Source organism: Enterobacter cloacae complex sp. HYC042_NIDB (assembly GCF_056673315.1).
The window spans coordinates 225,596-249,506 of the sequence record NZ_CP109650.1; the positions used below are offsets into that span (position 1 = coordinate 225,596).

24 protein-coding genes are annotated in these 23,911 nt (G+C 56.1%); 17 read left to right on the forward strand and 7 right to left on the reverse strand.

Annotation, left to right across the window (positions count from 1 at the left end; all coding sequences use genetic code 11):
• Positions 1-6: 6 nt before the first annotated feature.
• The 8 genes from ilvB (at position 7) to OKF39_RS01105 (ending at position 8,761) form a co-directional block, all read left to right on the forward strand.
• On the forward strand, positions 7-1,695 hold the full coding sequence (ilvB, locus tag OKF39_RS01070; protein WP_045260834.1) for an acetolactate synthase large subunit: 1,689 nt from the start codon (positions 7-9) through the stop codon (positions 1,693-1,695).
• 3 nt (positions 1,696-1,698) lie between these two features.
• Positions 1,699-1,986 carry an acetolactate synthase small subunit gene (gene ilvN, locus OKF39_RS01075; RefSeq protein ID WP_010426528.1) on the forward strand — a complete coding sequence of 96 codons (288 nt, stop codon included), beginning with the start codon at positions 1,699-1,701 and terminating at the stop codon, positions 1,984-1,986.
• Between the two features lie 82 nt (positions 1,987-2,068).
• Positions 2,069-2,662 (forward strand): response regulator transcription factor UhpA, encoded by a 594-nt coding sequence (gene uhpA, locus OKF39_RS01080; RefSeq protein ID WP_041911714.1) that lies wholly within the window; start codon positions 2,069-2,071, stop codon positions 2,660-2,662.
• Positions 2,659-4,164 (forward strand): signal transduction histidine-protein kinase/phosphatase UhpB, encoded by a 1,506-nt coding sequence (gene uhpB / locus OKF39_RS01085; protein WP_192978539.1) that lies wholly within the window; start codon positions 2,659-2,661, stop codon positions 4,162-4,164. Before uhpA ends, uhpB begins: the two co-directional genes overlap by 4 nt.
• Positions 4,157-5,467: an MFS transporter gene (gene uhpC / locus OKF39_RS01090; protein WP_063155232.1), complete on the forward strand. Its 1,311-nt coding sequence runs from the start codon at positions 4,157-4,159 to the stop codon at positions 5,465-5,467. The genes uhpB and uhpC overlap by 8 nt, the downstream gene beginning before the upstream one ends.
• 132 nt (positions 5,468-5,599) lie before the next feature.
• Positions 5,600-6,991, forward strand: coding sequence for a hexose-6-phosphate:phosphate antiporter (gene uhpT, locus OKF39_RS01095; RefSeq protein WP_028014963.1), 1,392 nt, complete (start codon positions 5,600-5,602; stop codon positions 6,989-6,991).
• A gap of 161 nt (positions 6,992-7,152) precedes the next feature.
• Positions 7,153-8,157 (forward strand): alpha/beta fold hydrolase, encoded by a 1,005-nt coding sequence (locus OKF39_RS01100; protein WP_063437535.1) that lies wholly within the window; start codon positions 7,153-7,155, stop codon positions 8,155-8,157.
• Between the two features lie 151 nt (positions 8,158-8,308).
• Positions 8,309-8,761, forward strand: coding sequence for a DUF1198 domain-containing protein (locus OKF39_RS01105; protein ID WP_028014965.1), 453 nt, complete (start codon positions 8,309-8,311; stop codon positions 8,759-8,761).
• Here OKF39_RS01105 and OKF39_RS01110 read toward each other — a convergent pair.
• Positions 8,758-9,678, reverse strand: a complete 921-nt coding sequence (locus tag OKF39_RS01110; protein WP_063155231.1) for a LysR family transcriptional regulator — start codon at positions 9,676-9,678, stop codon at positions 8,758-8,760. The two genes, OKF39_RS01105 and OKF39_RS01110, sit on opposite strands and share 4 nt — an antisense overlap.
• A 187-nt stretch (positions 9,679-9,865) precedes the next feature.
• Between OKF39_RS01110 and OKF39_RS01115 the strand changes: the two genes are divergently transcribed.
• The 8 genes from OKF39_RS01115 to OKF39_RS01150 are packed head-to-tail and all read left to right on the forward strand — an operon-like array spanning position 9,866 to position 15,790.
• On the forward strand, positions 9,866-10,477 hold the full coding sequence (locus OKF39_RS01115) for a hypothetical protein (RefSeq protein WP_045260828.1): 612 nt from the start codon (positions 9,866-9,868) through the stop codon (positions 10,475-10,477).
• A gap of 10 nt (positions 10,478-10,487) precedes the next feature.
• Positions 10,488-11,264, forward strand: coding sequence for an AfsA-related hotdog domain-containing protein (locus tag OKF39_RS01120; protein WP_048959936.1), 777 nt, complete (start codon positions 10,488-10,490; stop codon positions 11,262-11,264).
• Positions 11,257-12,090, forward strand: coding sequence for a hypothetical protein (locus OKF39_RS01125; RefSeq protein ID WP_049000252.1), 834 nt, complete (start codon positions 11,257-11,259; stop codon positions 12,088-12,090). The genes OKF39_RS01120 and OKF39_RS01125 overlap by 8 nt, the downstream gene beginning before the upstream one ends.
• 7 nt (positions 12,091-12,097) lie before the next feature.
• Entirely contained in the window at positions 12,098-12,322 is a 225-nt protein-coding gene (locus OKF39_RS01130; RefSeq protein ID WP_041911708.1) for a 2-hydroxymuconate tautomerase, read from the forward strand.
• A gap of 3 nt (positions 12,323-12,325) precedes the next feature.
• Positions 12,326-12,976 carry an HAD family hydrolase gene (locus OKF39_RS01135; RefSeq protein ID WP_248203979.1) on the forward strand — a complete coding sequence of 217 codons (651 nt, stop codon included), beginning with the start codon at positions 12,326-12,328 and terminating at the stop codon, positions 12,974-12,976.
• 21 nt (positions 12,977-12,997) lie between these two features.
• Entirely contained in the window at positions 12,998-14,218 is a 1,221-nt protein-coding gene (locus tag OKF39_RS01140) for an MFS transporter (protein WP_028014972.1), read from the forward strand.
• Complete coding sequence (locus OKF39_RS01145; RefSeq protein ID WP_028014973.1) at positions 14,205-14,618, forward strand: carboxymuconolactone decarboxylase family protein; 414 nt, start codon at positions 14,205-14,207, stop codon at positions 14,616-14,618. Before OKF39_RS01140 ends, OKF39_RS01145 begins: the two co-directional genes overlap by 14 nt.
• Positions 14,615-15,790: an acetyl-CoA C-acetyltransferase gene (locus OKF39_RS01150; RefSeq protein ID WP_192978530.1), complete on the forward strand. Its 1,176-nt coding sequence runs from the start codon at positions 14,615-14,617 to the stop codon at positions 15,788-15,790. Before OKF39_RS01145 ends, OKF39_RS01150 begins: the two co-directional genes overlap by 4 nt.
• 63 nt (positions 15,791-15,853) lie before the next feature.
• Here the strand turns inward: OKF39_RS01150 and OKF39_RS01155 are convergent, their stop codons facing one another.
• The gene (locus OKF39_RS01155) at positions 15,854-16,852 is read right to left on the reverse strand and encodes an aldo/keto reductase (protein ID WP_047366712.1); all 999 of its coding nucleotides are present in this window, start codon (positions 16,850-16,852) and stop codon (positions 15,854-15,856) included.
• Positions 16,853-17,059: 207 nt separating this feature from the next.
• Here OKF39_RS01155 and nepI point away from each other — a divergent pair, with 207 nt between their 5' ends.
• Positions 17,060-18,250: a purine ribonucleoside efflux pump NepI gene (nepI, locus tag OKF39_RS01160; RefSeq protein ID WP_192978528.1), complete on the forward strand. Its 1,191-nt coding sequence runs from the start codon at positions 17,060-17,062 to the stop codon at positions 18,248-18,250.
• Between the two features lie 48 nt (positions 18,251-18,298).
• Here nepI and OKF39_RS01165 read toward each other — a convergent pair whose 3' ends face one another.
• The 5 genes from OKF39_RS01165 to OKF39_RS01185 form a co-directional block, all read right to left on the reverse strand.
• Complete coding sequence (locus OKF39_RS01165; RefSeq protein ID WP_047366710.1) at positions 18,299-19,204, reverse strand: EamA family transporter; 906 nt, start codon at positions 19,202-19,204, stop codon at positions 18,299-18,301.
• Positions 19,205-19,351: 147 nt separating this feature from the next.
• On the reverse strand, positions 19,352-20,731 hold the full coding sequence (locus OKF39_RS01170; RefSeq protein ID WP_041911699.1) for a carbohydrate porin: 1,380 nt from the start codon (positions 20,729-20,731) through the stop codon (positions 19,352-19,354).
• Positions 20,732-20,869: 138 nt separating this feature from the next.
• Positions 20,870-21,172: a PTS lactose/cellobiose transporter subunit IIA gene (locus OKF39_RS01175; RefSeq protein WP_028014979.1), complete on the reverse strand. Its 303-nt coding sequence runs from the start codon at positions 21,170-21,172 to the stop codon at positions 20,870-20,872.
• A 5-nt stretch (positions 21,173-21,177) separates the two neighbouring features.
• Positions 21,178-22,554 (reverse strand): glycoside hydrolase family 1 protein, encoded by a 1,377-nt coding sequence (locus tag OKF39_RS01180; RefSeq protein ID WP_192979462.1) that lies wholly within the window; start codon positions 22,552-22,554, stop codon positions 21,178-21,180.
• A 17-nt stretch (positions 22,555-22,571) separates the two neighbouring features.
• Complete coding sequence (locus tag OKF39_RS01185; RefSeq protein WP_063155226.1) at positions 22,572-23,900, reverse strand: PTS sugar transporter subunit IIC; 1,329 nt, start codon at positions 23,898-23,900, stop codon at positions 22,572-22,574.
• Positions 23,901-23,911: the final 11 nt, after the last annotated feature.

Consider the following 23,911-nt stretch of genomic DNA (forward strand, 5'->3'; position numbering starts at 1 on the left):
TGGAGCATGGCAAGTTCGGGCACAACATCCACAAAGACGCGTTTTACAGGCGCGCAGCTGATTGTTCATTTACTGGAACGACAGGGCATCACCACGGTTGCGGGTATCCCGGGTGGAACCGTGCTGCCGCTGTACGATGCGTTGAGCCAAAGCACGCAGATCCGCCATGTGCTGGCGCGTCACGAGCAGGGGGCAGGCTTTATCGCTCAGGGCATGGCGCGTACGCAGGGCAAACCGGCGGTCTGTATGGCCTGCAGCGGCCCCGGCGCAACCAACCTGGTGACCGCCATCGCCGACGCGCGCCTCGACTCCATTCCGCTGATCTGCATTACCGGCCAGGTACCGTCCTCGATGATCGGCACCGATGCGTTCCAGGAAGTGGACACCTACGGCATCTCTATCCCCATCACCAAACATAACTATTTAGTTCGCGATATCAGCGAGCTGCCTCAGGTTATCAGTGATGCGTTCCGCATTGCGCAGTCTGGCCGCCCGGGCCCGGTGTGGATAGACATTCCTAAGGATGTCCAGACCGCAGAGATCGAGATCGACGTGTTGCCGGAGCCGGGCGAGCGCGCCCCCGCGCCGGAATTCAGCGCTGAAAGCGTGCGCGACGCCGCCGCCATGATTAACGCCGCCAAACGCCCGGTGCTCTATCTGGGCGGCGGGGCGATTAACGCTGCGGATGAAATCCGCCAGTTTGCGGAAAAGGCCAACCTGCCGACCACCATGACCCTGATGGCGCTGGGTATGCTGCCTAAAGCGCATCCGTTGTCATTAGGCATGCTGGGCATGCACGGCGCGCGCAGCACCAACTACATCCTGCAAGAGGCGGATTTGCTGATTGTTATGGGGGCACGTTTTGATGACCGGGCGATTGGCAAAACCGAGCAGTTCTGCCCGAACGCCAAAATCATTCACGTGGATATCGACCGCGCCGAGCTGGGTAAAATCAAACAGCCGCACGTGGCGATTCAGGGCGACGTGGCCGAAGTGCTGGCGCAGCTGATCCCGCAGACTGACGCAACTGACCGGGCCGACTGGCGTCAGCTGGTGGCCGATCTGCAGCGCGAGTTCCCGGGCGCCATCCCAGCTGAGGGCGACCCGCTGAGCCACTACGGGCTGATCAACGCCGTGGCCGCCTGCGTGGACGACAGCGCGATTATCACCACCGACGTGGGCCAGCACCAGATGTGGACCGCCCAGGCCTACCCGCTGAACCGTCCGCGCCAGTGGCTGACCTCCGGCGGTCTCGGCACCATGGGCTTTGGCCTGCCCGCAGCTGTGGGCGCGGCGCTGGCGAATCCGGACCGCAAGGTCATCTGCTTCTCCGGCGACGGCAGCCTGATGATGAACATTCAGGAGATGGCGACCGCAGCCGAAAACCAGTTAGACGTGAAAATCATCCTGATGAACAATGAGGCGCTGGGCTTGGTACACCAGCAGCAGAGCCTGTTCTACAAGCAGGGCGTTTTTGCGGCGACCTATCCGGGGATGATTAACTTTATGCAGATTGCCGCTGGCTTTGGCCTGCACACCTGCGATCTGAACGCGGAAGAAGACGCCCACGCGGCGCTGCAGGCGGCGATTTCTCGTCCCGGCCCGGCGCTGATCCACGTGCGTATCGACCCTGAACAAAAAGTGTATCCGATGGTGCCGCCGGGTGCGGCCAATACTGAGATGGTGGGGGAATAAGCCATGCAGAAACAACATGATAACGTCATTCTGGAACTCACCGTCCGCAACCACCCTGGCGTTATGACCCACGTCTGTGGGCTGTTTGCCCGCCGCGCGTTTAACGTGGAAGGTATTCTCTGCCTGCCGATTCAGGGCAGCGAGCACAGCCGCATCTGGCTACTGGTCAACGACGATCAGCGTCTGGAGCAGATGATGGCACAGATCGACAAGCTGGAAGACGTCACCAAAGTGGCGCGCAACCAGTCCGATCCCACCATGTTTAACAAAATTGCGGTGTTTTTCGAGTAAATCGCTTAAGGTAAGCGTCTTTCGCTCTTGTAGGCCGGATAAGCGCAGCGTCATCCGGCTTTTTCAGATCGCAGGAACACACATGACCACCATCGCTCTCATCGACGACCACCTTATCGTCCGCTCCGGCTTTGCCCAGCTTCTTAACCTCGAACCGGATTTTCAGGTCGTGGCCGAGTTTGGCTCCGGTCACGAGGCGCTGGCGGGCCTGCCGGGGCGCGGGGTGCAGGTCTGTATCTGTGACATCTCGATGCCGGATCTCTCCGGGCTGGAGCTGTTGAGCCAGCTGCCGAAAGGGATGGCGACGATCATGCTCTCGGTTCACGACAGCCCGGCGCTGGTCGAGCAGGCGCTCAACGCGGGGGCGCGCGGCTTCCTCTCCAAACGCTGTAGCCCGGACGAGCTGATCGCTGCCGTGCGCACCGTCTCCACCGGCGGCTGCTACCTGACGCCGGATATCGCCATCAAGCTGGCGGCCGGACGTCAGGATCCGCTCACCAGACGCGAGCGCCAGGTGGCGGAGAAGCTTGCCCAGGGCATGTCGGTGAAAGAGATTGCCGCCGAGCTGGATCTGTCGCCGAAAACCGTGCACGTCCACCGCGCCAACCTGATGGAAAAACTCAACGTCAGCAACGACGTCGAGCTGGCGCGCCGCATGTTCGACAGCTGGCAATGAGTCCCGTGTTTTCGCGGCTGATCGCCGTCGTCGCCAGCTTTTTTATCTTCTCCGCCGCGTGGTTTTGCCTGTGGAGCATCAGCCTGCATCTGGTGGAACGCCCGGAGCTGGCGGTGCTGCTGTTTCCCTTCGGCCTGCGTCTGGGGTTAATGCTCCAGTGCCCGCGCGGCTATTGGCCCGTTTTGCTCGGCGCGGAGTGGCTGATGCTGGTCTGGCTGGCGCAGGAGGTGGCCCTCGCGCATCTTCCCTTATTGATGACCGGAAGCCTGCTTACGCTTCTCCCCGTTGCCCTGATTTCCCGCTACCGCCACCAGCGCGACTGGCGCACGCTACTGCGTCAGGGGGCGGCGCTGATTGCCGCCGCGCTGTTGCAGTCACTGCCGTGGTTAGGCGAGAAGGAGATGCTTAACGCCCTGCTTCTGACCCTTACCGGTGGTCTGACCCTCGCGCCGACCTGTCTGGTTTTCTGGCACTACCTCACCAGCACCGTCTGGCAGCCGCTCGGCCCCGCGCTGGTCTCCCAACCGGTGAACTGGCGCGCCCGACACCTCATCTGGTATTTGCTGCTGTTTATGGTGAGCCTGTGGCTGCAGCTTGGTCTGCCCGCCGAGCTTTCGCGCTTCACGCCGTTTTGCCTGGCGCTGCCGATCATCGCTCTGGCCTGGCACTACGGCTGGCAGGGAGCGCTGATCGCCACGCTGATGAACGCCATCGCGCTGATCGCCAGCCAGACCTGGCACGATCATCCGGTGGATCTGCTGCTCTCGCTGCTGGCCCAGAGCCTGACCGGGCTGCTGCTCGGCGCGGGCATTCAGCGTCTTCGCGAGCTGAACCAGTCCCTGCAAGCCGAGCTGGCGCGCAACCGTCGTCTGGCGGAGCGTCTGCTGGAGACCGAGGAGAGCGTGCGTCAGGAGGTGGCTCGCGAGCTGCACGATGATATCGGCCAGACCATTACCGCCATCCGCACGCAGGCGGGCATCGTCCAGCGTCTGGCGGCGGAAAACGCGGTGGTGAAGCAGGGCGGGGCGCATATCGAACAGCTTTCGCTGGGTGTCTATGACGCCGTTCGCCGCTTGCTGGGACGGCTGCGTCCGCGCCAGCTTGATGACCTGTCGCTGGAGCAGGCGATACGCTCCCTGATGCGCGAGATGGAGCTGGAAAGCCGCGGCATTGTCAGCCATCTCGACTGGCGCATTGATGAATCATTGCTCAGCGAAGGCCAGCGCGTGACGCTGTTCCGCGTCTGCCAGGAAGGGCTGAACAATATCGTTAAACATGCCAATGCCAGCGCGGTCACGATCCAGGGCTGGCAGCAGGACGAGCGCCTGATGCTGGTGATTGAAGACGACGGCTGCGGCCTGCCGCCGGGCTCCGGCCAGCAGGGCTTTGGCCTGGCGGGCATGCGCGAGCGCGTCAAGGCGCTGGGCGGCACGCTGACCCTCTCCTGCACCCACGGGACGCGCGTCAGCGTCAGTTTGCCGTTAAGGACGTACCATGTTTAAAACCCCAACCAGCGCGGCTCCGTTGCGCGACAAGGCGGAAATCGACGCCCGCTACCGCTACTGGCGTCGCCATATCCTGATTACCATCTGGCTCGGCTACGCGCTGTTCTACTTCACCCGCAAAAGCTTCAACGCCGCCGCGCCGGAAATCCTCGCCAGCGGCGTGATGACGCGCACCGATATCGGCCTGCTGGCGACGCTGTTTTACATCAGCTACGGGCTGTCGAAGTTCTTCTCCGGCATCGTCAGCGACCGCTCGAACGCGCGCTATTTCATGGGCGTTGGGCTGATCGCCACCGGCGTGGTGAACATCCTGTTTGGCTTTTCCACTTCGCTGTGGGCCTTTGCCCTGCTGTGGGCGCTGAACGCCTTTTTCCAGGGCTGGGGCGCGCCGGTCTGCGCCCGCCTGCTCACCGCCTGGTACTCGCGCAACGAGCGCGGCGGATGGTGGGCGATCTGGAACACCGCGCATAACGTTGGCGGGGCACTGATCCCGATGGTGGTGGGGGCTGCCGCGCTGCACTACGGCTGGCGCACGGGGATGATGATTGCCGGTGCCCTCGCGATTGTCGCCGGGCTGTTCCTCTGCTGGCGCCTGCGCGACAGGCCGCAAACCGTCGGCCTTCCGGCGGTGGGCGACTGGCGGCACGACGAGATGGAGATCGCCCAGCAGCAGGAGGGCGCCGGGCTGTCCCGCCAGCAAATCCTCACCAAGTACGTGCTGAAAAATCCGTACATCTGGCTGCTGTCCCTCTGCTACGTGCTGGTCTACGTGGTGCGCGCGGCGATCAACGACTGGGGTAACCTGTACATGTCCGAGACGCTGGGTGTGGATCTGGTCACCGCTAATTCGGCGGTCACAATGTTCGAGCTGGGCGGGTTTATCGGCGCGCTGGTGGCGGGCTGGGGCTCGGACAAGCTGTTCAACGGCAACCGCGGCCCGATGAACCTGATTTTTGCCGCCGGGATTTTACTCTCCGTCGGCTCGCTGTGGCTGATGCCGTTTGCCAGCTACGTGATGCAGGCGGCGTGCTTCTTCACCATCGGCTTTTTTGTCTTTGGTCCGCAGATGCTGATCGGCATGGCGGCGGCGGAGTGCTCGCACAAGGAGGCGGCAGGCGCGGCGACGGGCTTTGTCGGGCTGTTTGCCTACCTCGGCGCGTCGCTCTCCGGCTGGCCGCTGGCACGGGTGATCGACGTCTGGCACTGGAGCGGGTTCTTCGCGGCGATCGCCATCGCGGCGGGCATTTCCGCCTTGCTGCTGCTGCCGTTTTTGCACGCCCAGGCGCCGCGCGAAGCGTGACGTGCCTCACCTTTTGTTGCCGAATGGCGCAAAACTAAGAAATTTTCCCGGTTTCACCTGGACGCTGTCTCAGGCATCTCTCCCGGCTGATTTTTACAATGCTGCAAAAATCAGCTCAGGAGTAAACCAACCATGCTGGCCTTCTTAAACCAGGTGCGCAAGCCGACCCTGGATCTGCCGCTCGACGTGCGGCGCAAGATGTGGTTCAAACCGTTCATGCAGTCTTATCTGGTGGTCTTCATCGGCTACCTGACCATGTACCTGATCCGCAAAAACTTTAACATCGCGCAGAACGACATGATCTCAACCTACGGGCTGAGCATGACGCAGCTGGGGATGATTGGCCTGGGCTTCTCCATCACCTACGGAGTGGGGAAAACGGTTGTGTCCTACTACGCGGACGGCAAAAACACCAAGCAGTTCCTGCCGTTTATGCTGATCCTCTCCGCCATCTGTATGCTCGGCTTCAGCGCCAGCATGGGCGCGGGCTCCGTCAGCCTGTTCCTGATGATCGCCTTCTACGCCCTGAGCGGTTTCTTCCAGAGCACCGGCGGGTCGTGCAGCTACTCCACCATCACCAAATGGACGCCGCGCCGCAAGCGGGGTTCGTACCTCGGCATGTGGAACATCTCCCACAACCTCGGCGGGGCGGGTGCGGCAGGCGTGGCGCTGTTTGGCGCGAACTATCTGTTCGACGGCCACGTGATCGGCATGTTTATCTTCCCGTCGATTATCGCCCTGATCGTCGGCTTTATCGGCCTGCGCTTCGGCAGCGACTCCCCGGAATCGTACGGCCTCGGCAAAGCCGAAGAGCTGTTCGGGGAGGAGATCAGCGAAGAGGACAAAGAGACCGAAGAGAACGAGATGTCCAAATGGCAGATCTTTGTTGAGTACGTGCTGAAAAACAAAGTGATCTGGCTGCTGTGCTTCTCAAACATTTTCCTGTACGTGGTGCGCATCGGCATCGACCAGTGGTCTACGGTGTATGCCTTCCAGGAGTTGAAGCTGTCGAAAGAGGTGGCGATTCAGGGCTTCACCCTGTTCGAAGTGGGTGCGCTGGTCGGCACGCTGCTGTGGGGCTGGCTCTCCGACCTCGCCAACGGCCGTCGCGCGCTGGTGGCCTGCGTCGCGCTGGCGCTGATTATCGCCACGCTCGGCATCTACCAGCACGCCAGCAACCAGTACGTTTACCTGGCGTCCCTGTTCGCGCTCGGCTTCCTGGTGTTTGGCCCGCAACTGCTGATTGGCGTGGCGGCCGTAGGGTTCGTGCCGAAAAAAGCGATCGGCGCCGCCGATGGGATTAAAGGCACCTTCGCCTACCTGATCGGCGACAGCTTCGCCAAGCTTGGCCTGGGGATGATCGCCGACGGTACGCCGATTTTCGGCCTCACCGGCTGGGCGGGCACCTTCGCGGCGCTGGATGCGGCAGCGATTGGCTGTATCGTCCTGATGGCGATGGTCGCGGTGCTGGAAGAACGTAAAATTCGCCGCGAGAACCGCGCGCAGAAATTAAAAGCGGCCTGAGTGTGCAGGTAACGTCTTTGCCCGGCTGACCGCCGGGCTTTTTTTATTTGCTCGTCCTACCTTTACCCCGCTTTACACACCCACTCCTCTCCATGCTCTACAGTGTTTTTTGCTGCCGCCTTTCGTGCAGCCTTAGCCCCTTTTGCTAACGGAGAGCTTGCATGTTAACCCGACGATTGTCCTGCCTGGCGCTGCTGATGGCGCTGGCGTCCCCCGCAATGGCTGCGGATGCCCCCACCTACGGCGAGAAGCTGGAAGGTTTCGACTACGGCTGGCCGGTAAAACACTTTACCTTTACCTCGCAAAACCAGTCTCTGGATATGGCTTACCTGGACGTGAAGCCGGAAAAACCCAACGGACGTACCGTGGTGCTGATGCACGGCAAAAACTTTTGCGCCGGCACCTGGGACGGCACGATCAGTGCGCTGTCGGCCAGCGGCTATCGCGTGATCGCACCCGACCAGATCGGCTTCTGTAAATCCACCAAGCCGGACCATTATCAGTACACCTTCCAGCAGCTGGCGGACAACACCCACGCGCTGCTCACATCGCTTGGCGTCGATCGCGCGACGGTTATCGGCCACTCGACCGGCGGCATGCTGGCAACCCGCTACGCGCTAATGTGGCCGCAGCAGGTAGAGCAGCTGGTGATGGTCAACCCGATAGGGCTTGAAGACTGGAAAGCGCGCGGCGTGCCGCATATCACGGTTGACCAGTGGTACCAGCGCGAGCTGAAAGTCAGCGCCGACGGCATTCGTCAGTACGAGAAAAATACCTACTACGCCGGGGAGTGGAAGCCGGAGTACGAACGCTGGGTCACGATGCTTGCCGGGCTGAACAACGGGCCGGGTAAGGCGCGCGTGGCGTGGAACTCGGCGCTGCTCTACGACATGATCTACACCCAGCCGGTCATCTATGAATTTAGCGACCTGAAGATGCCGGTATTATTGATGATCGGCACGAAGGACAACACCGCCATCGGGAAAGACCTCGCCCCGCCGGAGGTCCGCAAGACGCTTGGCAACTATGCGGTGCTGGGCAAAGAGACGGCGAAGCGCATCCCGCACGCGACGCTGGTGGAGTTTAACGACATGGGCCACGCGCCGCAGATGCAGGATCCCGCACGCTTTCACGAGGCGCTGTTGAAGGGGCTTCAGGCGCGCTGACGGGTCTCCAGCAACAGCCCGCGCAGCCACGCCTGCGCGGGATTGCTTTCATCGCATTTATCCAGCTTTTTTCGGTTCACTATTCTGGCCGTACCCGCTGTCGACACGCTGCGTTTCCCGCTATGATGAGCGGCTAGTCTAAGGAGAACGCATGGTCTGGATAATGCTGGCAACGCTTGCCGTGGTGTTTGTGGTGGGATTTCGTGTCCTGACCTCAGATTCCCGCCGCGCCATCAAACGTTTAAGCGAACGGCTGGGGATTACCCCGATGCCAATCGAGTCGATGATTGACCAGTTCGGTAAAACACCGGGCAATGAATTTATCCGCTACCTTGAGCGGCCTGACGAGGCGCATCTGCAAAACGCCGCGCAGGTGCTGCTCATCTGGCAGGTCTGCATTGTCGACGGTAGCGAAGAGAATCTGCATACCTGGCACCGTATGCTGCGTAAAGCCCGCCTTGCCGCACCCATTACCGATGCGCAAATTCGTCTGGCACTTGGCTTTATGCGCGAAATGGAGCCCGATCCGCAGGAGCTGAACGCCTTCCAGCTGCGCTATAACCAGCTATTTCTGCCGGAAGAAGGTGTGTTTTATCTGCATTAAGCCTTTTTGCCGCACAAGATATTCTGAGCGTTCAGGATCTCCTCTCTGTTTTCATTGAGGCGAGTTGCGGCATAGATATCAATATTTAATCTCTTTGCCTCATCGTCCGTTAGTTCGCGATAGCATAGCCCCTCCTGATTGAAGGTGCATTTTGACTGAGGCAGCAGCGCAAACCCTTTCCCTCTTGCGATACGGCTTAGCATCACGAGGGAATCATCCGGCTCTTTAATACGCTTCAGCGGCGTTTTCAGCGTGTCAAAGTAGCTTTCGCATTTATCATAGAATGACGGATTAGCGCTTCTCGAAAACCAAAAAAGTGGAAGATCGCTAATGTCTTCCAGCGAGACTTTCTCTTTCAGACTGGCAGGATGTAAAGAAGGCATTGCGATGAGCAACGGTTCCTGGCAGACCCAGCGGTATTGAACAATGTCTTCATGACCCGTTCCTTTTTCCCCGGTCAGCACCAGATCCAGCATATTTTTAGACAAGCTTTGCAGCAGCTGTGCTGACGTCAGGTCGGGCGTTTCAACGTCATCTCCGGCGTTCATTTTTTGAAGCTGGGTATTTACAGGTTCAATATATTCAAAATTAAGCGTGCGCGTGAGACCGATGCGCAGATTCGTTTCTGAAGAGTGAGGATCTTCTTTTAAGATGCTGATGTCTTTGAGTATTTTTTCTGCCTGAACGACCAGCGCTCGGCCTGCTTCAGTGAGGCTAACGTCATGCGTACTGCGACTGAACAACTGACGTTTCAACACCGCTTCAAGGCATTTTATCTGACGCGTCAGAGGCGGTTGAGTCATGCGCAGACGTTCGGCAGCCTTACGAAAGTTCAGTTCATGTGCAACAGCGAGAAAGCATTGTAATTGTTTGATACTGGGCAGGTTATTGCTGATTAAATGTTCTGCTGTAGCCATACGTGGGTCCTAAATGCGAAAAGGTATTTCGTCTTTTTTCCATTTCGATATTACACGCTAAATGCTGGCAGCAAAACCCGTTTTAACAGTAATACAAAAAATATATTACAAATTTAACAATTCCAATAGTTTCCTGTATTGATAAATTTCTATCCGAATCCTCACTTAATCAATACTCGGAGTAATTATGTCGTCCAAATATGTACTGGTATCACGCTTCCCATTAAAAAACACTTTTTCTGAAAAAGAATTTACTTCCTTAAAAAGCAATGAAAACGTTCGCTACTATACCTGTGAAGAAAACGGCGTTAATGAATTGCTGGAATTACGCGCATTCAACGATATTAAAGAAATTGCATGGGTTGAAAGTGAAATGGAATCCATGTTCCATCGTTTCTCTGAAGTTCTTTCTGCCGATATCCGTCGCGAACTGCTTAAGTTTGTTGAATCCCCAATTGATAATAAAAATAGCTTGCCACAATCAAATTATATTCAACTCCGACACGTCGAAGTGCCTGCGCATAACTATCAGCAGTACCGTCAGTGGCGCGATGAAACCATTTTTAATGTTGTAAGAGATAACAAAGATAAGATTGAAAGTTTCGAAGCATTTCATTCACTGATCAGCGGCGTTCCGGGTGTAATGTTTATCTCCTCATTCAACGGTGATAAAGCAGCATATAAAGAAGCATTTACCAATGCGCGTTATCAGGAAATCATTCAACAGGCCGGCGATAACTTTATTACTGGCGGTAATGACGGCCTTTATACACGTATCTATCGTGCTTGCTGTTGTTGAGGGACAATGAATGAACTGTAAAAAGTTGGTAGTTGTTGGCGATAAATTTAATGAATTTGCCAATGGTAAAGATGTACTGACTATATCTCAGCTAGAATTATTGACTCAAATCCCTGCGAATATCATTGATAAAGAACATGAAATTATTGTTGGGCAGGGCGTGCGCAAGGATTTTGCCGGAAAGGTAATTTCAAACCAGGCAAGAAATGCGATTCATGGTAATAAGTTAAAAATGTGCTCTCTGGAAAAACTGGTTAGCGACAAAAAAAATGCTTATTGCCATAAAAGACTGGAACAGAATGTACTTATAGGACCTGCGGAACAAGCTGAGCATAACCACGATCTTTATGCGATGCCGCTGTTAATCGATGAGCGTTGCGAATTGATGGCGGATCATCAGACGGGGCAGCATATTCAGGGAATGCTCCTGGTTGAAGCCAGCCGACAGGCCTTTATCGGTGTCACCGAAGAATTTATTTACCCACAGGAAAGTGGACGCTATTACGTCATTAATAGCATGGCAATCAATTTCGCCAGTTTCCTGTTCCCTTTACCGGCGCTGGTCCACTTTGAATTTCTTGAAAAAGATATTAACGACCGCCGGGGACGTTTCAAGGCTCAGGTTCGCGTCACTCAGCACCAAACGCTTTGCGCGACAATGGATGTCTCGTTCACCGTCTATCCTTCCGCCCTGATTACAGAGAAAGAGAAATCTCTGGCTGAGGTTGCCATGCAGGCGACCCTTATTGAGCAGCAAGGGGTGACTCAGGGGGTAACGCATGCCTGAATTACGTAGCCAGAAATACCGTCTGGCTGCGACCACGCAGGGGCCGCTTTACCCCCCTGCGGAGGTCATGGACGGGAAGGGTAATTTTGTCGTGGTTGGCATGGTGCCAGGGGATAACGGACTGCAGTGGCGAAGCGTCATTGTCTCTCCGGACAGCCCGCTTCCGGCATTTGGGGAAGTCGCACCCTATAACATTCTGTGCGATCTGGAAAAGATGCCTCAGGACGCGTTGAAGGACATCATTCTTCATACTCTTCCTTTACCCATTCCGATGAACAACTATCGGATGATTTTCGCACCAGAACAGCGGCCACAGGCCAATAATGAAATAAGGCCTGGCCTGCCACTTCATGAAGGCTATATCGCGGATTATCGCAGCAGCGATGGAAAGCGAGAGATCGAGCCAGTGACCCTCGCTGCCTGGCTCGAGGCAGAGGGCTCCTTTGAGGTCACATTGTCCGAAGATAAGAAACGAGCCCGGTTCACGTTTTCGTTCCGGAGCCTTGTTCCGGATAGCGTTTACACCGTGATGAGTCTCAGGGAAAACGATCTAGCCTCGGAGGATCCGAGCAGGCCAGGTCCGCTGGGAATACCCAACGTATTTATAACCGATAGCGAAGGTAATGCCGAATATTGGGCAGAGTTAACCGATCCTTTCCCGGCTCCGGCGAGGAAAGGAAACAGAATTATTAACGTAGTCGTACTTTATATGAGCTCGCGTCAGAGCTACGGCGGGGCAATTGGCTTTTATGGTCTTGGAGGCGATATCCATGCCCATTTAAAACTCAAAGGCCGTTCCTTCGATGAATTTACAACTATAGAGTGAGAAAAATATGCCATTTGTTCATGTTATGACCTGGCCTGCGAAAGATGAAAATCAAATCATCAGACTCCAGGAAGATATTACATTTGCCGTTCACAAAAACACGGGTGCGCCGCTGGATAAAATTTCCGTGGTGGTTTCTGAAATTGCGCCTTCCCGCTGGGCGGATGCAGGCGTGTCTGGTACGGATAGAGATTTTCCGGTTAAGAGTCGAAGAAAAAACTACGAGGAATAAAGTTTGCGTAAACATGCCGCTTTTTTTGATGTTGATGAAACGCTTATAAATATTAAAAGCATGTTTGATTTCTATGATTTCTGGTGCAGGGAAAATAATCAAAACGATCGTCTTCAACGCTATATGTCTCGTTTTCGCACCGACGTGAAAAACGGCGTGCCAAGGGAAGCCCTGAACAGAGATTATTATCGTCAGTTTAAAGGTGTGTCTTGTCGTTATCTGGAAGAAATGGGTGAGAAGTGGTTCAGGCGTAAGCTGGAAAGCGAGTTTTTTATTGAGAGTGCTGTTTCAGCCCTTAAAAAACATCAGAACCAGAACATGTATACCGTATTTATATCGGGCTCTATGCTTCCTATTCTTTCACCCATTGCAAAATATCTTGGAGTAACGGAAGTACTCTGTGCGCCGGTGATAATAAATGACGCAGGTGAGTTGACGGGTGAAATCGGCCTGCCTCAAACAATTGGAACAGGTAAAAAAGACGCGCTTATCGCCTTTTGCGATGATAAAGAGATTAACCCCGTGGATTGTTATGCCTACGGCGACGATCTTTCGGATATTCCAATGCTGGAAGTCACTGGCCATCCCGTCTGTGTGGGAGAGCATTCCGCGCTTACCAGATATGCAACTGAAAAAAATTGGCACATTATTTAAATCCTTATTGAGGTAAGTAGTATGACTTCAGAACTCACTCCGCAGAATATGACGTTAAGGTCATGGCTTGCTTTATTCATTCTGGCTATTTCAACCTTTACTATTGTCACCACCGAACTGGCGCCAGTCGGATTATTAACGCCAATCGCAGAGGGGCTACAGTCTTCGGAATCTGCGGTGGGCATGACCGTGTCGCTTTATGCCTGGGTGGGGGCGTTGAGTGCGCTGTTTGCCTCCGTCTTTTTAGGGAATGTGGCTAAGAAGCGGCTTTTACTTGTGCTCACTGTGGTACTTCTGATCTCTAACGTTATGGCTGCAACGGTAAACGTCTATAGCATGCTGCTTAGCGCCCGCGTACTGGGAGCGCTCGCTCACGGCGCATTCTGGGCGATGATCGGCGCAACGGCGGTGGCTATGGTCCCTGCCAGATATATAGGGGCGGCGACGTCAATCGTATTTGGTGGTGTTTCCGCAGCAAGCGTTTTTGGCGTACCGGTATCCAACTATATTGGTATTCACTTCGGCTGGCGGCAGGCATTTTGGCTGATGGCCGCGCTGAGCGTAATTGCCTTTGTGGGTATTAGCGTTCTTGTTCCCAGGATTACCAGCAAAAGTGCGCTCGGGCTGGATGCGCTTAAAGGCGTGCTGAAATCGTCAACATTATGGAAAATTTACTCAGCAACCTTGCTGGCTGTGACGGCTCACTTTGCTGCCTTTACGTACATTGAACCCTGGCTACACACGCAGAGTTTACTGTCCACCACCATTATTCCTGCTGTGCTTTTTGTTTACGGCATCGCGGGTCTGGCAGGTAATTTCCTGACCGGCGTGTTGATTGATAAGTATCTCAAGCTGACGGTCTCTTTGTCTGTACTGCTGATCTGTGCAGTGCTGCTGTTCCTGGGCCTGTCTGGTTCCTCGCTCTCTGCTGCGTTGATATTTACCAGTATGGTTGTCTGGGGTGTCGCCGTATCAGGAATATTTGTCGGTTTCCAGACGTGGGTTTTACGTATGGCAGAGGATAAAGCCTTCCCGGCCTCCGCAATCTACGTTTCATTTTTCAATACCGCCATTGGTATCGGTGCGTCAGTCGGTGCCTGGATGGTTTCATCATTTTCAATGCCGCTCCTGTATATCGTCGCCGGTACGGCCATCGGTCTGTCCGTTCTGCTTGTCGCGGTTATTCCGGCAACGTTGACCGCAAAACAATCCCGTATGGAGAAATCTTATGAGTCAAATTAATGACCGCACGCGCTATGGCAGAGAGATTATGGACCGTCTTGAAGCGGGGCTCGCGGATAAAGTCACCCGCCGCCTGAGCGAGCTGGACCCGGGGCTGCCCGCCCTGATTACCGACTATGCGTTCGGGGATGTGGTGGGTCGTCCGGGACTGGATCTCAAAACGCGCGAAATGTTGACCGTCGCCTCGCTTGTGACGCTGGGTAATGCCATGCCGCAGCTAGAACTGCATATGCGAGGCGCGCTGAATACCGGCGTGACGCCGGAAGAGCTGCTTGAAATTGTGATACAGATGGCGGTATATGCTGGCGTTCCCGCCTGCATGAATGGTCTTACTGCATACCGCGCGGCAATGGCCGCGACGGGCCATACTTTGCCAGGACTGAAGGGAAGTGACGCATGAGCGAGATTGTTATTATTGCAGCCCGCCGCACGGCGACGGGCGCATTTCAGGGCGCGCTTGCGGAGCATTCAGCCTCTGATCTGGGAAGCCGCGTTATTCAGGCGCTCCTGAAAGAATCTGGCGTAGAAGCCAGTGATATCTCTCAGGTCATTATGGGACAGGTTCTTACTGCGGGGTGCGGCCAGAACCCGGCCCGACAGTCGGCACTGAATGCTGGATTGCCCGTAGATACGCAATGTCTGACGGTAAACAAAGTGTGCGGGTCCGGGCTTAAGGCGGTCCATCTTGGCATGCAGGCGCTGCAGACGGGGGAGGCTGAGTTTGTTATCGCCGGTGGTCAGGAGAGTATGTCCAACGCGCCGCATATCGCCACGACGTCGCGTAGCGGAACGCGGCTGGGTAATATTACTCTCAAAGATAGCCTGGTTTCTGACGGGCTCTGGGATGCCTTCAACGATTATCACATGGGTATCACTGCAGAGAATGTTGCGACGGAGTTTGGTATCAGCCGCGAAATGCAGGATGAATATGCCCTTGTCTCTCACCACAAAGCGCTTGAAGCGCAGGCGCGTGGCATTTTTGAGCGTGAAATTGTCCCGGTTGAATGGCAGACGCGAAAAGGTGAAACGATAAGCGTGGAGAGGGATGAAGGACCCCGTGCAACCAGTATCGAAAAATTGACGAAACTGAAGCCTGTCTTCCGAAAAGAGGGTACGGTGACGGCGGGAAATGCTTCATCGTTGAATGACGGTGCCGCGGCGGTCCTGCTTTGTACGCGTGAGACTGCCGAAGCACGTGGTTTGCCAGTTCTGGCATCGCTGGGCGTATTTTCCAATTCCGGTATCCAGCCGGCATTAATGGGTGCAGCCCCGATTCAGGCCATTGCCGACTGTCTTTCCCGCTCGGGATGGAAGCCTGAGGATGTGGATCATCTCGAATCCAACGAAGCGTTTGCCGCCCAGGCGCTGGCCGTGATTCAGCGGGCCGGGATTTCCCCGGATCGTATCAATCCATACGGCGGGGCAATCGCGCTTGGGCATGCGGTAGGTGCATCCGGCTGCCGAATTTTGGTGACGCTGGTTCATTCCCTGATCCGTAATGATGCCAGGCGTGGCGTTGCCGCACTGTGCGTTGGCGGCGGGGAAGGCGTCGCGTTGAGCGTTTATCGCTAACGGCGTTTCCGTAGAAATAAAAAAACCGGGGAAACCCGGTTTTTTTATTTCCAAGATGCCGTATCAGGCATTCACGCCCTTCATACCCTCGGCAGAATAACGATCGCCTTTAATCGCTACCCGGCGATGAAGGTTGTTCAACGATTCGATATCGCTCTTCTCAAGCACAATATCGGCAGCGCGCGCGTTCTCGGCCAGATAGCTGACGTGCTTAGTACCCGGAATGGGAACCAGCCGATCGTATTGTGCTAACAGCCAGGCAAGCGCAATCTGACCTGCGGTACAGCCGTATTTTGTCGCCAGCGGGGTAATGATATCGAGCAACTGGCGATTATGATCGAGGCTGGACTGAACAAATCGTTCGTTATTCTTGCGGAAATCACCTTCTGCAAAATCGTTGTTGTTCAGGTATTTTCCCGTCAGGAAGCCTCTGCCAAGAGGTGAGTAGGGCACCAGGCCGATACCTAGCGCTTTCACGACCGGCAAAATGTTTTCCTCGATGTCTCGTGTCCACAGAGAATATTCTGTTTGCAATGCGGTGACCGGATGCACCGCATGCGCCCGTTGCAGCGTTGAAGCCGACACTTCGCAAAGGCCGATGTGGTTGATCTTGCCCTCTTTAACAAGGGTGCGCAGACAATCCATACTCTCTTCGATCGGGGTTGCGTTGCTCACTCTGTGAAGATAAAAGAGGTCGATTCGCTCCACGCCAAGCCGCTTAAGGGATTCGTTACAGCAGCGGATGATATAGTCCGGCGTATTGTTGATGGTGCGGGCGTAGGACTCGTCAGGAGAGCGATCGATGCCGCACTTCGTGGCGATTTTGAACTGGTCGCGAGTGTTTTTATCCAGCCCGGCAAGAAAGTGACCGATTAGCCTTTCATTATGGCCACGGCCATATAAATTTGCGGTATCAATAAACGTCACGTTCAGATCGATGAGGTTATGCAATACCTGCAGTGAACCTTTGTCATCAGTCTGGCCATAAAATTCACTCAGACCCATGGCACCGTAGCCGACGGCACTGACGGTAAGATTTTGAGATAAAGTACGTGTTTTCATAGTTTCTCCTTTTCAGACGCTATGATTGTTTCACCTCAATTGTGGTTACTGAATTTTCATTTTCGTTATGCTGAAAAGGTATCAGTCACCGCCGATCTGCCTTCCGAATTATTAAAAACGACAAAAGTTGTCTAAACGTTAAATTCGTCACACTTTTGATGATAAACTGCGCGACTTTTCCGCACGTTTTTATCTTCAGGTGACGCTATGACAGAACATATCCAGCCCACAATCAGACCGCAGACCAAAGAGGTGTCGCGCCCCAACTGGTCGGCGGTTTTCTCCGTGGCGTTCTGCGTCGCCTGCCTGATTACCGTTGAGTTTCTGCCGGTGAGCCTGCTGACGCCGATGGCGCAGGATCTGGGCATTTCCGAAGGCGTGGCGGGGCAGTCCGTTACCGTCACCGCCTTTGTGGCGATGTTCGCCAGCCTGTTTATCACTCAGGTGATTGGCGCGATTGATCGCCGCAAAGTGGTCATTCTGTTCAGCGTGCTGCTGACGCTCTCCTGCCTGCTGGTCTCTTTCGCGGAAAGCTTCACTCTGCTGCTGCTCGGTCGCGCCTGTTTGGGGCTGGGATTAGGCGGCTTCTGGGCGATGTCGGCCTCGCTGACCATGCGCCTGGTGCCCGCGCGCACCGTGCCAAAAGCGCTGTCCGTTATCTTCGGCGCGGTCTCTATTGCGCTGGTGATTGCCGCGCCGCTGGGCAGCTTCCTTGGTGGGATTATCGGCTGGCGTAACGTCTTTAACGCGGCGGCAGTGATGGGTGTGCTCTGCATTATCTGGGTGTGGAAGGCGCTGCCGTCCCTGCCGGGCGAAGCGGCGCACCACAAACAGAACATGTTCGCGCTGCTCAAGCGTCCGGGCGTGCTGGCGGGGATGACCGCCATCTTTATGGCCTTTGCCGGGCAGTTTGCCTTTTTCACCTACATCCGCCCGGTGTTTATGACCATGGCGGGCTTTGACGTGGACGGCCTGACGCTGGTGCTGCTGAGCTTCGGTATCGCCAGCTTTATCGGCACGTCGCTGTCGTCCCAGTTCCTGAAGCGCTCCCTGAAGGTGGCGCTGGCGGGTGCGCCGTTGCTGCTGGCGGTGAGTGCCACGGTGCTGATTCTGTGGGGTAGCGACAAGTGGGTTGCCTCGGCGATTGCGATTATCTGGGGCTTTGCCTTTGCGCTGGTGCCGGTGGGCTGGTCGACGTGGATCACCCGAACGCTTGCCGATCAGGCGGAAAAAGCCGGGTCGATTCAGGTGGCGGTGATCCAGCTGGCGAACACCTGCGGTGCGGCCATTGGCGGCGTGGCGCTCGACCATCTGGGGCTGACGTCACCGCTGGTGATTTCCGGCACGCTGATGCTGCTGACCGCGCTGCTGGTGGCGGGGAAGGTTAAGGCGAAGTAGTGTTTTTCTCCCTCTCCCGTGGGAGAGGGTTGGGGTAAGGGCATCAGGCTACGCCGATGCCTTAACCCTTCTACGCGAATCCATCGAAATCAGCACCACCGACGACACAATCAGCAGCGTCCCCAGCCAGTCCGGCAGGGTGAACGCCACGCCCAGCAATATCACCGACAGCAACGCGCTGCTCAGCGGCTCGGCGCAGCTCAGAATGCTCGCCTTCGGCCCGCCGATCATCTGCGCGCCCTTCAGGTACAGGCTGAACGTCAGCGCCGTGCCGATCACCACCAGGTAGAAAAACGCCAGCAGCAGGCCGCCGTCAATCACGAAAGTGGTGCCGCGCCCGGCGTAGAACGGCGTCAGCATTAACCCGGCAATCAACATGCTCCAGCCGACAATCGGCAGCGTGCCGTAGCGGGCAATCAGCGCTGACGGATAGGTGGTGTAAAACGCGGCGGCAAACGCCGAGGCGATGCCGAAGAACAGCGCGGCAGGGGAGATGGAGAGCGAGGTTGGGTCGCCGTGGGTCACCAGCAGGAAAGTGCCGATCAACGACGTAAAAATCGCTGACAGGACAAACACGCCGGGACGCGTTTTCCGCGCCAGGGCGAACCACGCCACAATGATGGTCGGCGACAGGAACTGGAGCACGGTCGCCGTAGCGGCGTTGGATTTTTCAATCGTCAGCAGGAAGGTGAGCTGCACGGTGAGCGCGCCGACCAGCGAGAAAAACAGCAGACTGAGGGCGTCTTTACGATGCTTGATGATCGAGAAAATCTTGTCGCCGTGAACGAAGGAGAGCGTCAGCAGGATCACGCCGGTAAACAGCAGGCGAACCATGGTCAGGTAAGGCGAAGAAATGTGGCTTTTCTCCATGATGTACTGCGCGCAAACTCCGGAACTGCCCCATAAAACGGCGGCGATCAGGACGTTCAGCATCCCTTTACGTGTGGAACCCATTTTCTCCCCTGCTATGTTGTCGTTAATTGGCCAACAGCATAGCATGGTTGTGTGCGGCCTGATGCCCTCACCCCGGCCCTCTCCCACGGGGAGAGGGGGAAAACCGTAGGCCGGGTAAGCGTAGCGCCACCCGGCATGTTGTTGACCTTAGAACCACGCCTCCCACATCGCGCCGACGTTGAAGTCGTCGAGCGTCTCGTCTTTGGTATTGTTCACGCGCGCGGTGCGTTCATTATCCACCTTGCCGCCGGTGACGTAGAAGCGCAGCATCGGACGGAACTCAGGCCCCATGGCGATAGACATGTTCTGCGACAGGGTCAGCTTCCAGCCCTTGTTGTCGCCGCCGTTATCGTAGTCAACGTGCTGCCAGCCTGCTTCCAGCCAGGTGGAGTGAACGTCGTTCCACCAGTGCATTGGGCGCACGATGGCGTTGTAGTTCTTGCGGTTGTCGGTCTTATCGCGGCTGTTGTCGTAGTCGTGGAAGGCGAGGATGTACTCCACCTGCGTGGCCTGGGTGAATTTATACAGCCCTTCGAAGCTGGCGTAGACCGTGGTCAGATCTTCGGTTTTGTTGAACACGCTGTTGTCCGCGTTATCGGAGTAGCGGGCTATCACCTTGTTCACGCCGCTGTCGTTGGTGTGGCTCAGCACCACGCCGCCCTGCCAGGCGTTCAGGCGTTCGTCGCTTTCAACCGCTTTCGAATCAAAGCCGTAGTTGGCGTACAGCTCCATGTCGATCGGGCCGAGCTTCATGCCGTGGATTTTGGAGGTCGCGGCGTAGTTGCCCTTGTCGCCCGTGCCGGAACCGCCGGTACAGGTGATGCGCGACGGGTTCGCTTCGTCTTCCATCACTTCCGGACTACAGGATTCGACTGCCGCCACGGCAGCCACGTCAAACTGCACGCCGCCGATGTCGAAGTTCTTCACGCCGGCGCCCTGGCCGTCGTGGTTCATCCAGAAGTAATCGTTGATGCCCTGCTGCGGACGCTGGTGGAAGTCACGACCGGCCCAGAAGTAGGCATTTGGGTTGGAGGCCATAATGTTGGTCACCCCCGCGTAGGCTTTTTTCAGGTTAACCTCGTCGCCCCAGTGGTCGATCATCACGTTGATGTCCCAGATGGCGCCGTTGTCCCCTTTGAAGGCCTTGGAGAGCTGGAATTCCCCGCCGTTACCTTCGTTACCCAGACGACCAATCGCGGACGCGCCGTTGTAGGAGCCGTCCACCGCCACGTATTTCTGATCGGCGGCCTGGAAGTGCGCGCCGTAGCGGGCGTAGCCGGTGAATTTAATCCCGAACGGGATCGCCATATCCGGGGATTGTGCCGCGCTTTGCGGCTCGGTCACCACGTCCGCTTTTTTCGCAACCGCCGCATCCATTTTGGCCTGACGCTCGGCCAGAGCTTTATCTACCGCTTTCGCCACAATGGCGTCGATTTGCTCCTGGGTAAATTCTTGTGCGAGTACGGAAATTGGGCAAAGCGCGGCGATAACCGCCATGGTTAATGGAAGTTTTTTAATCGTATTCATGGTTATCTCAATATAGTTTAATTTTATTCAGACAATAACCATCCCGCTCCGATCTGACAGAGTATGTCGCTATCATCAGAACAAGTGGATCTCTATTTAGGGTACAGAGGTATTACATTAACTTTATTTCGCCATAGACTATCTCTGATATAAATGAATAATTTCTTCAGACAATTCACGCGCTAATAAGGAATTCATTAAATGATCCTGCGCGTGCACCATGATTAACGTCATCGGCTGGCGGCCTTCGCCCGCATCCTGCTCGATCAGTTTGGTCTGCATCTTGTGCGCCTGGCGCGCGTAGCCGTCGGCTTCGTGCAGCAGGCTTTTGGCCTCGTCAAAGTTGCCCTGACGCGCCGCGTGCAGCGCTTCAAAGCACAGGCTGCGGGACTGTCCGGCGTTGACGATAATTTCCATTACGGCTTCTTCTAGTGCGATCATCATTATTACTCTTTTTCAAAACTATTATTTAAGGCGGTGGCGGCAAACCACTCTCCGCTTTTCTTAATGGTGCGCTGCTGCGTCTCTAAATCGAGCTGAATAAATCCGTAGCGATTTTTATAGGCATTACACCACGACCAGTTATCAATAAATGTCCACATATGGTAGCCAAGGCAATTGCACCCTTCGCTAATCCCTTTGTGCAGCCACGTTAAATGCTCAGAAATAAACTCTATGCGGTATTGATCGTTAATCTGGCCATTTTCAATAAAGCGCTGTTCATTTTCGACGCCCATGCCGTTTTCAGAAATAAAGCAGCGAGGGTTGCCGTAATTGTCGCGCAGGTTAACCAGAATATCGTAAATACCCGGCTCGTAGATTTCCCAGCCGCGGTACGGATTCATCTTGCGGCCCGGCATCTCGTAGTTATCAAAGAACCACTCCGGCATAAACGGCGCCTGCGGGTTCACCGCGCTGTCGCGACACTTCACGCGGCGCGGCTGATAGTAGTTCACGCCGAGCAGGTCGATTTTCCCTTCCGCAATCAGGAAGCCGTCTTCCGGCTTGCAGGCGGGCAACTGATCGTAGGATTTCAGCAACGCCACCAGGTCGGCCGGATACTCCCCGCGCAGTACCGGGTCAAGGAAGCTGCGGTTAAACATCAGGTCCGCGATGTGAGCCGCCTTCACGTCCGCCGGGTTCTGCGAGCGCGGGTAGGACGGCGTCAGGTTCAGCACGATGCCGATCTCACCCGCGTAATGTCCGGCGCGGTAAGCCTGAACGGCCTTCGCGTGGGCCAGCACGGTGTGATACGCCACGGTGGCGGCCCGACGAAAATCCACCACGTTGGGATAGTGGAAGTCGTACAGATAACCGCCCTCCACCGGGACGATGGGCTCGTTGAAGGTAAACCAGTGCAGTACGCGGTCGCCGAACAGCTCGAAGCAGATCTGCGCATAGCGGGCGTAAGCGTCCACCACGTCACGGTTTTCCCAGCCGCCGATCTCCTGCATCGCCATCGGCATGTCGAAATGGAACAGGGTGATAAACGGCGTGATGCCCTGTTCATTCAGCTCATCAATGACCTGATTGTAAAAATCGACCGCTTCCGGGTTCACTTCACCGATACCGTCGGGGATCAGGCGTGCCCAGCTAATCGAGGTACGAAAGCTGTTGTGGTTCAGCTGCTTTAACAGCTGAATGTCCGTTTTCCAGTTTTGATAAAACGTGGAGGTATGCTGCGGCCCCACGCCGTTGTGAAAACGGTTCGGCTCGCGGGCAAACCAGTAATCCCATGTGGTTTCCCCCTCTCTTGCCCCTTCGGTCTGGAGAGCGGAGCTTGCGCTGCCCCACCAGAAGTTATCGGGAAATGCGTATTTCATGTCCTTTCCTCTTTGACTTAATTGCTTGCGGCTTCAGCGGTACCGACGGTTGCAGCCTGGGCTTTTTGCTCTTCGTTTTTAATCAGCGTACGCTCATAGGCGCGCAGGAACGGCAGGTACATCAGCGCGGACATCACCATGCAGACCAGGCACATCACCACCGGGCTCAGCGCCCAGTTTGCCGCCCATGAGGCACCAATCGGCGCGGGGGTGGTCCACGGGGTTAATGACACCACCTGAGCCAGCCAGCCGAGCTTCGTTGCGCCGTACGCCAGGCAGGCATTGACCAGCGGAACAAACACGAACGGGATAAACAGCATCGGGTTCATGATGATCGGCGCGCCGAACAGAATCGGCTCATTGATGTTAAAGAAGCTCGGCACAATGCCCATTTTACCGATGGTGCGCAGGTGCGTGGCGCGGCTGCGCAGCAGCAGGAACGCCAGCGGCAGCGTGGAGCCTACGCCGCCAATCAGCAGGTAGTGATCCCAGAAGCCCTGCAGGTAAACGTGCGGCAGCGCCGCGCCTGCGGCGAGCGCCGCCTGGTTTGCGGAGAGGTTCGCCATCCAGAATGGGTTCATGATGCCGGTGACAATCAGCGAGCCGTGAATACCGGCAAACCAGAAGATCTGGCACAGCAGCACGGAGAGCAGTATCGCGGGCAGGGAGTCGGATGCGGATACCAGCGGCTCCAGCAGGTGCATGATCGCCTGCGGGATGATCATTCCGGTCTGCGCTTCAATGAACAGGTTCAGCGGGTGCAGCGTACCGATCACCACCATCACCGGGATCAGGATCTCAAACGAACGCGCCACGCCGGTGGGCACTTCCTTCGGCAGGCGGATGGTCACGTTGTTCTGCTTCAGCCACGCATAGACGCGGGTGGCGTAAATCGCGGTGATAAGCGCGGTAAAGATGCCCTGACCGGAGAGATACTGGGTCGAGATTTTACCGTCGGCATACGGCGCGGCGACCAGCAGGAAGGCCATAAAGGCCAGCAGGCCGGACATCACTGGGTCGAGGTTAAACTGACGCCCCAGGCTCGCCCCAATCCCCACCGAAATGAAGAAGGTCATCACGCCCATGCTGAGGTTAAACGGCAGCATCAGCTGTTCGCGGTAGGTCTGGGAGAAATCCAGCCAGCCGCGGGCGAAGCTGTTGGTGGTATCCGCCGAGAACGGCGGGAAGATGAACACCAGCATAAACGAGCCGATGATCATAAACGGCAGCGCGGCGGTAAAGCCGTCGCGGATGGCAATCACATACTTTTGCTGGCCGAGCTTCGCGGCCAGCGGGGTAATTGACTGCTCAATCACCGCGACCATGGATTGATATAACGAACTCATGTGAACACCTT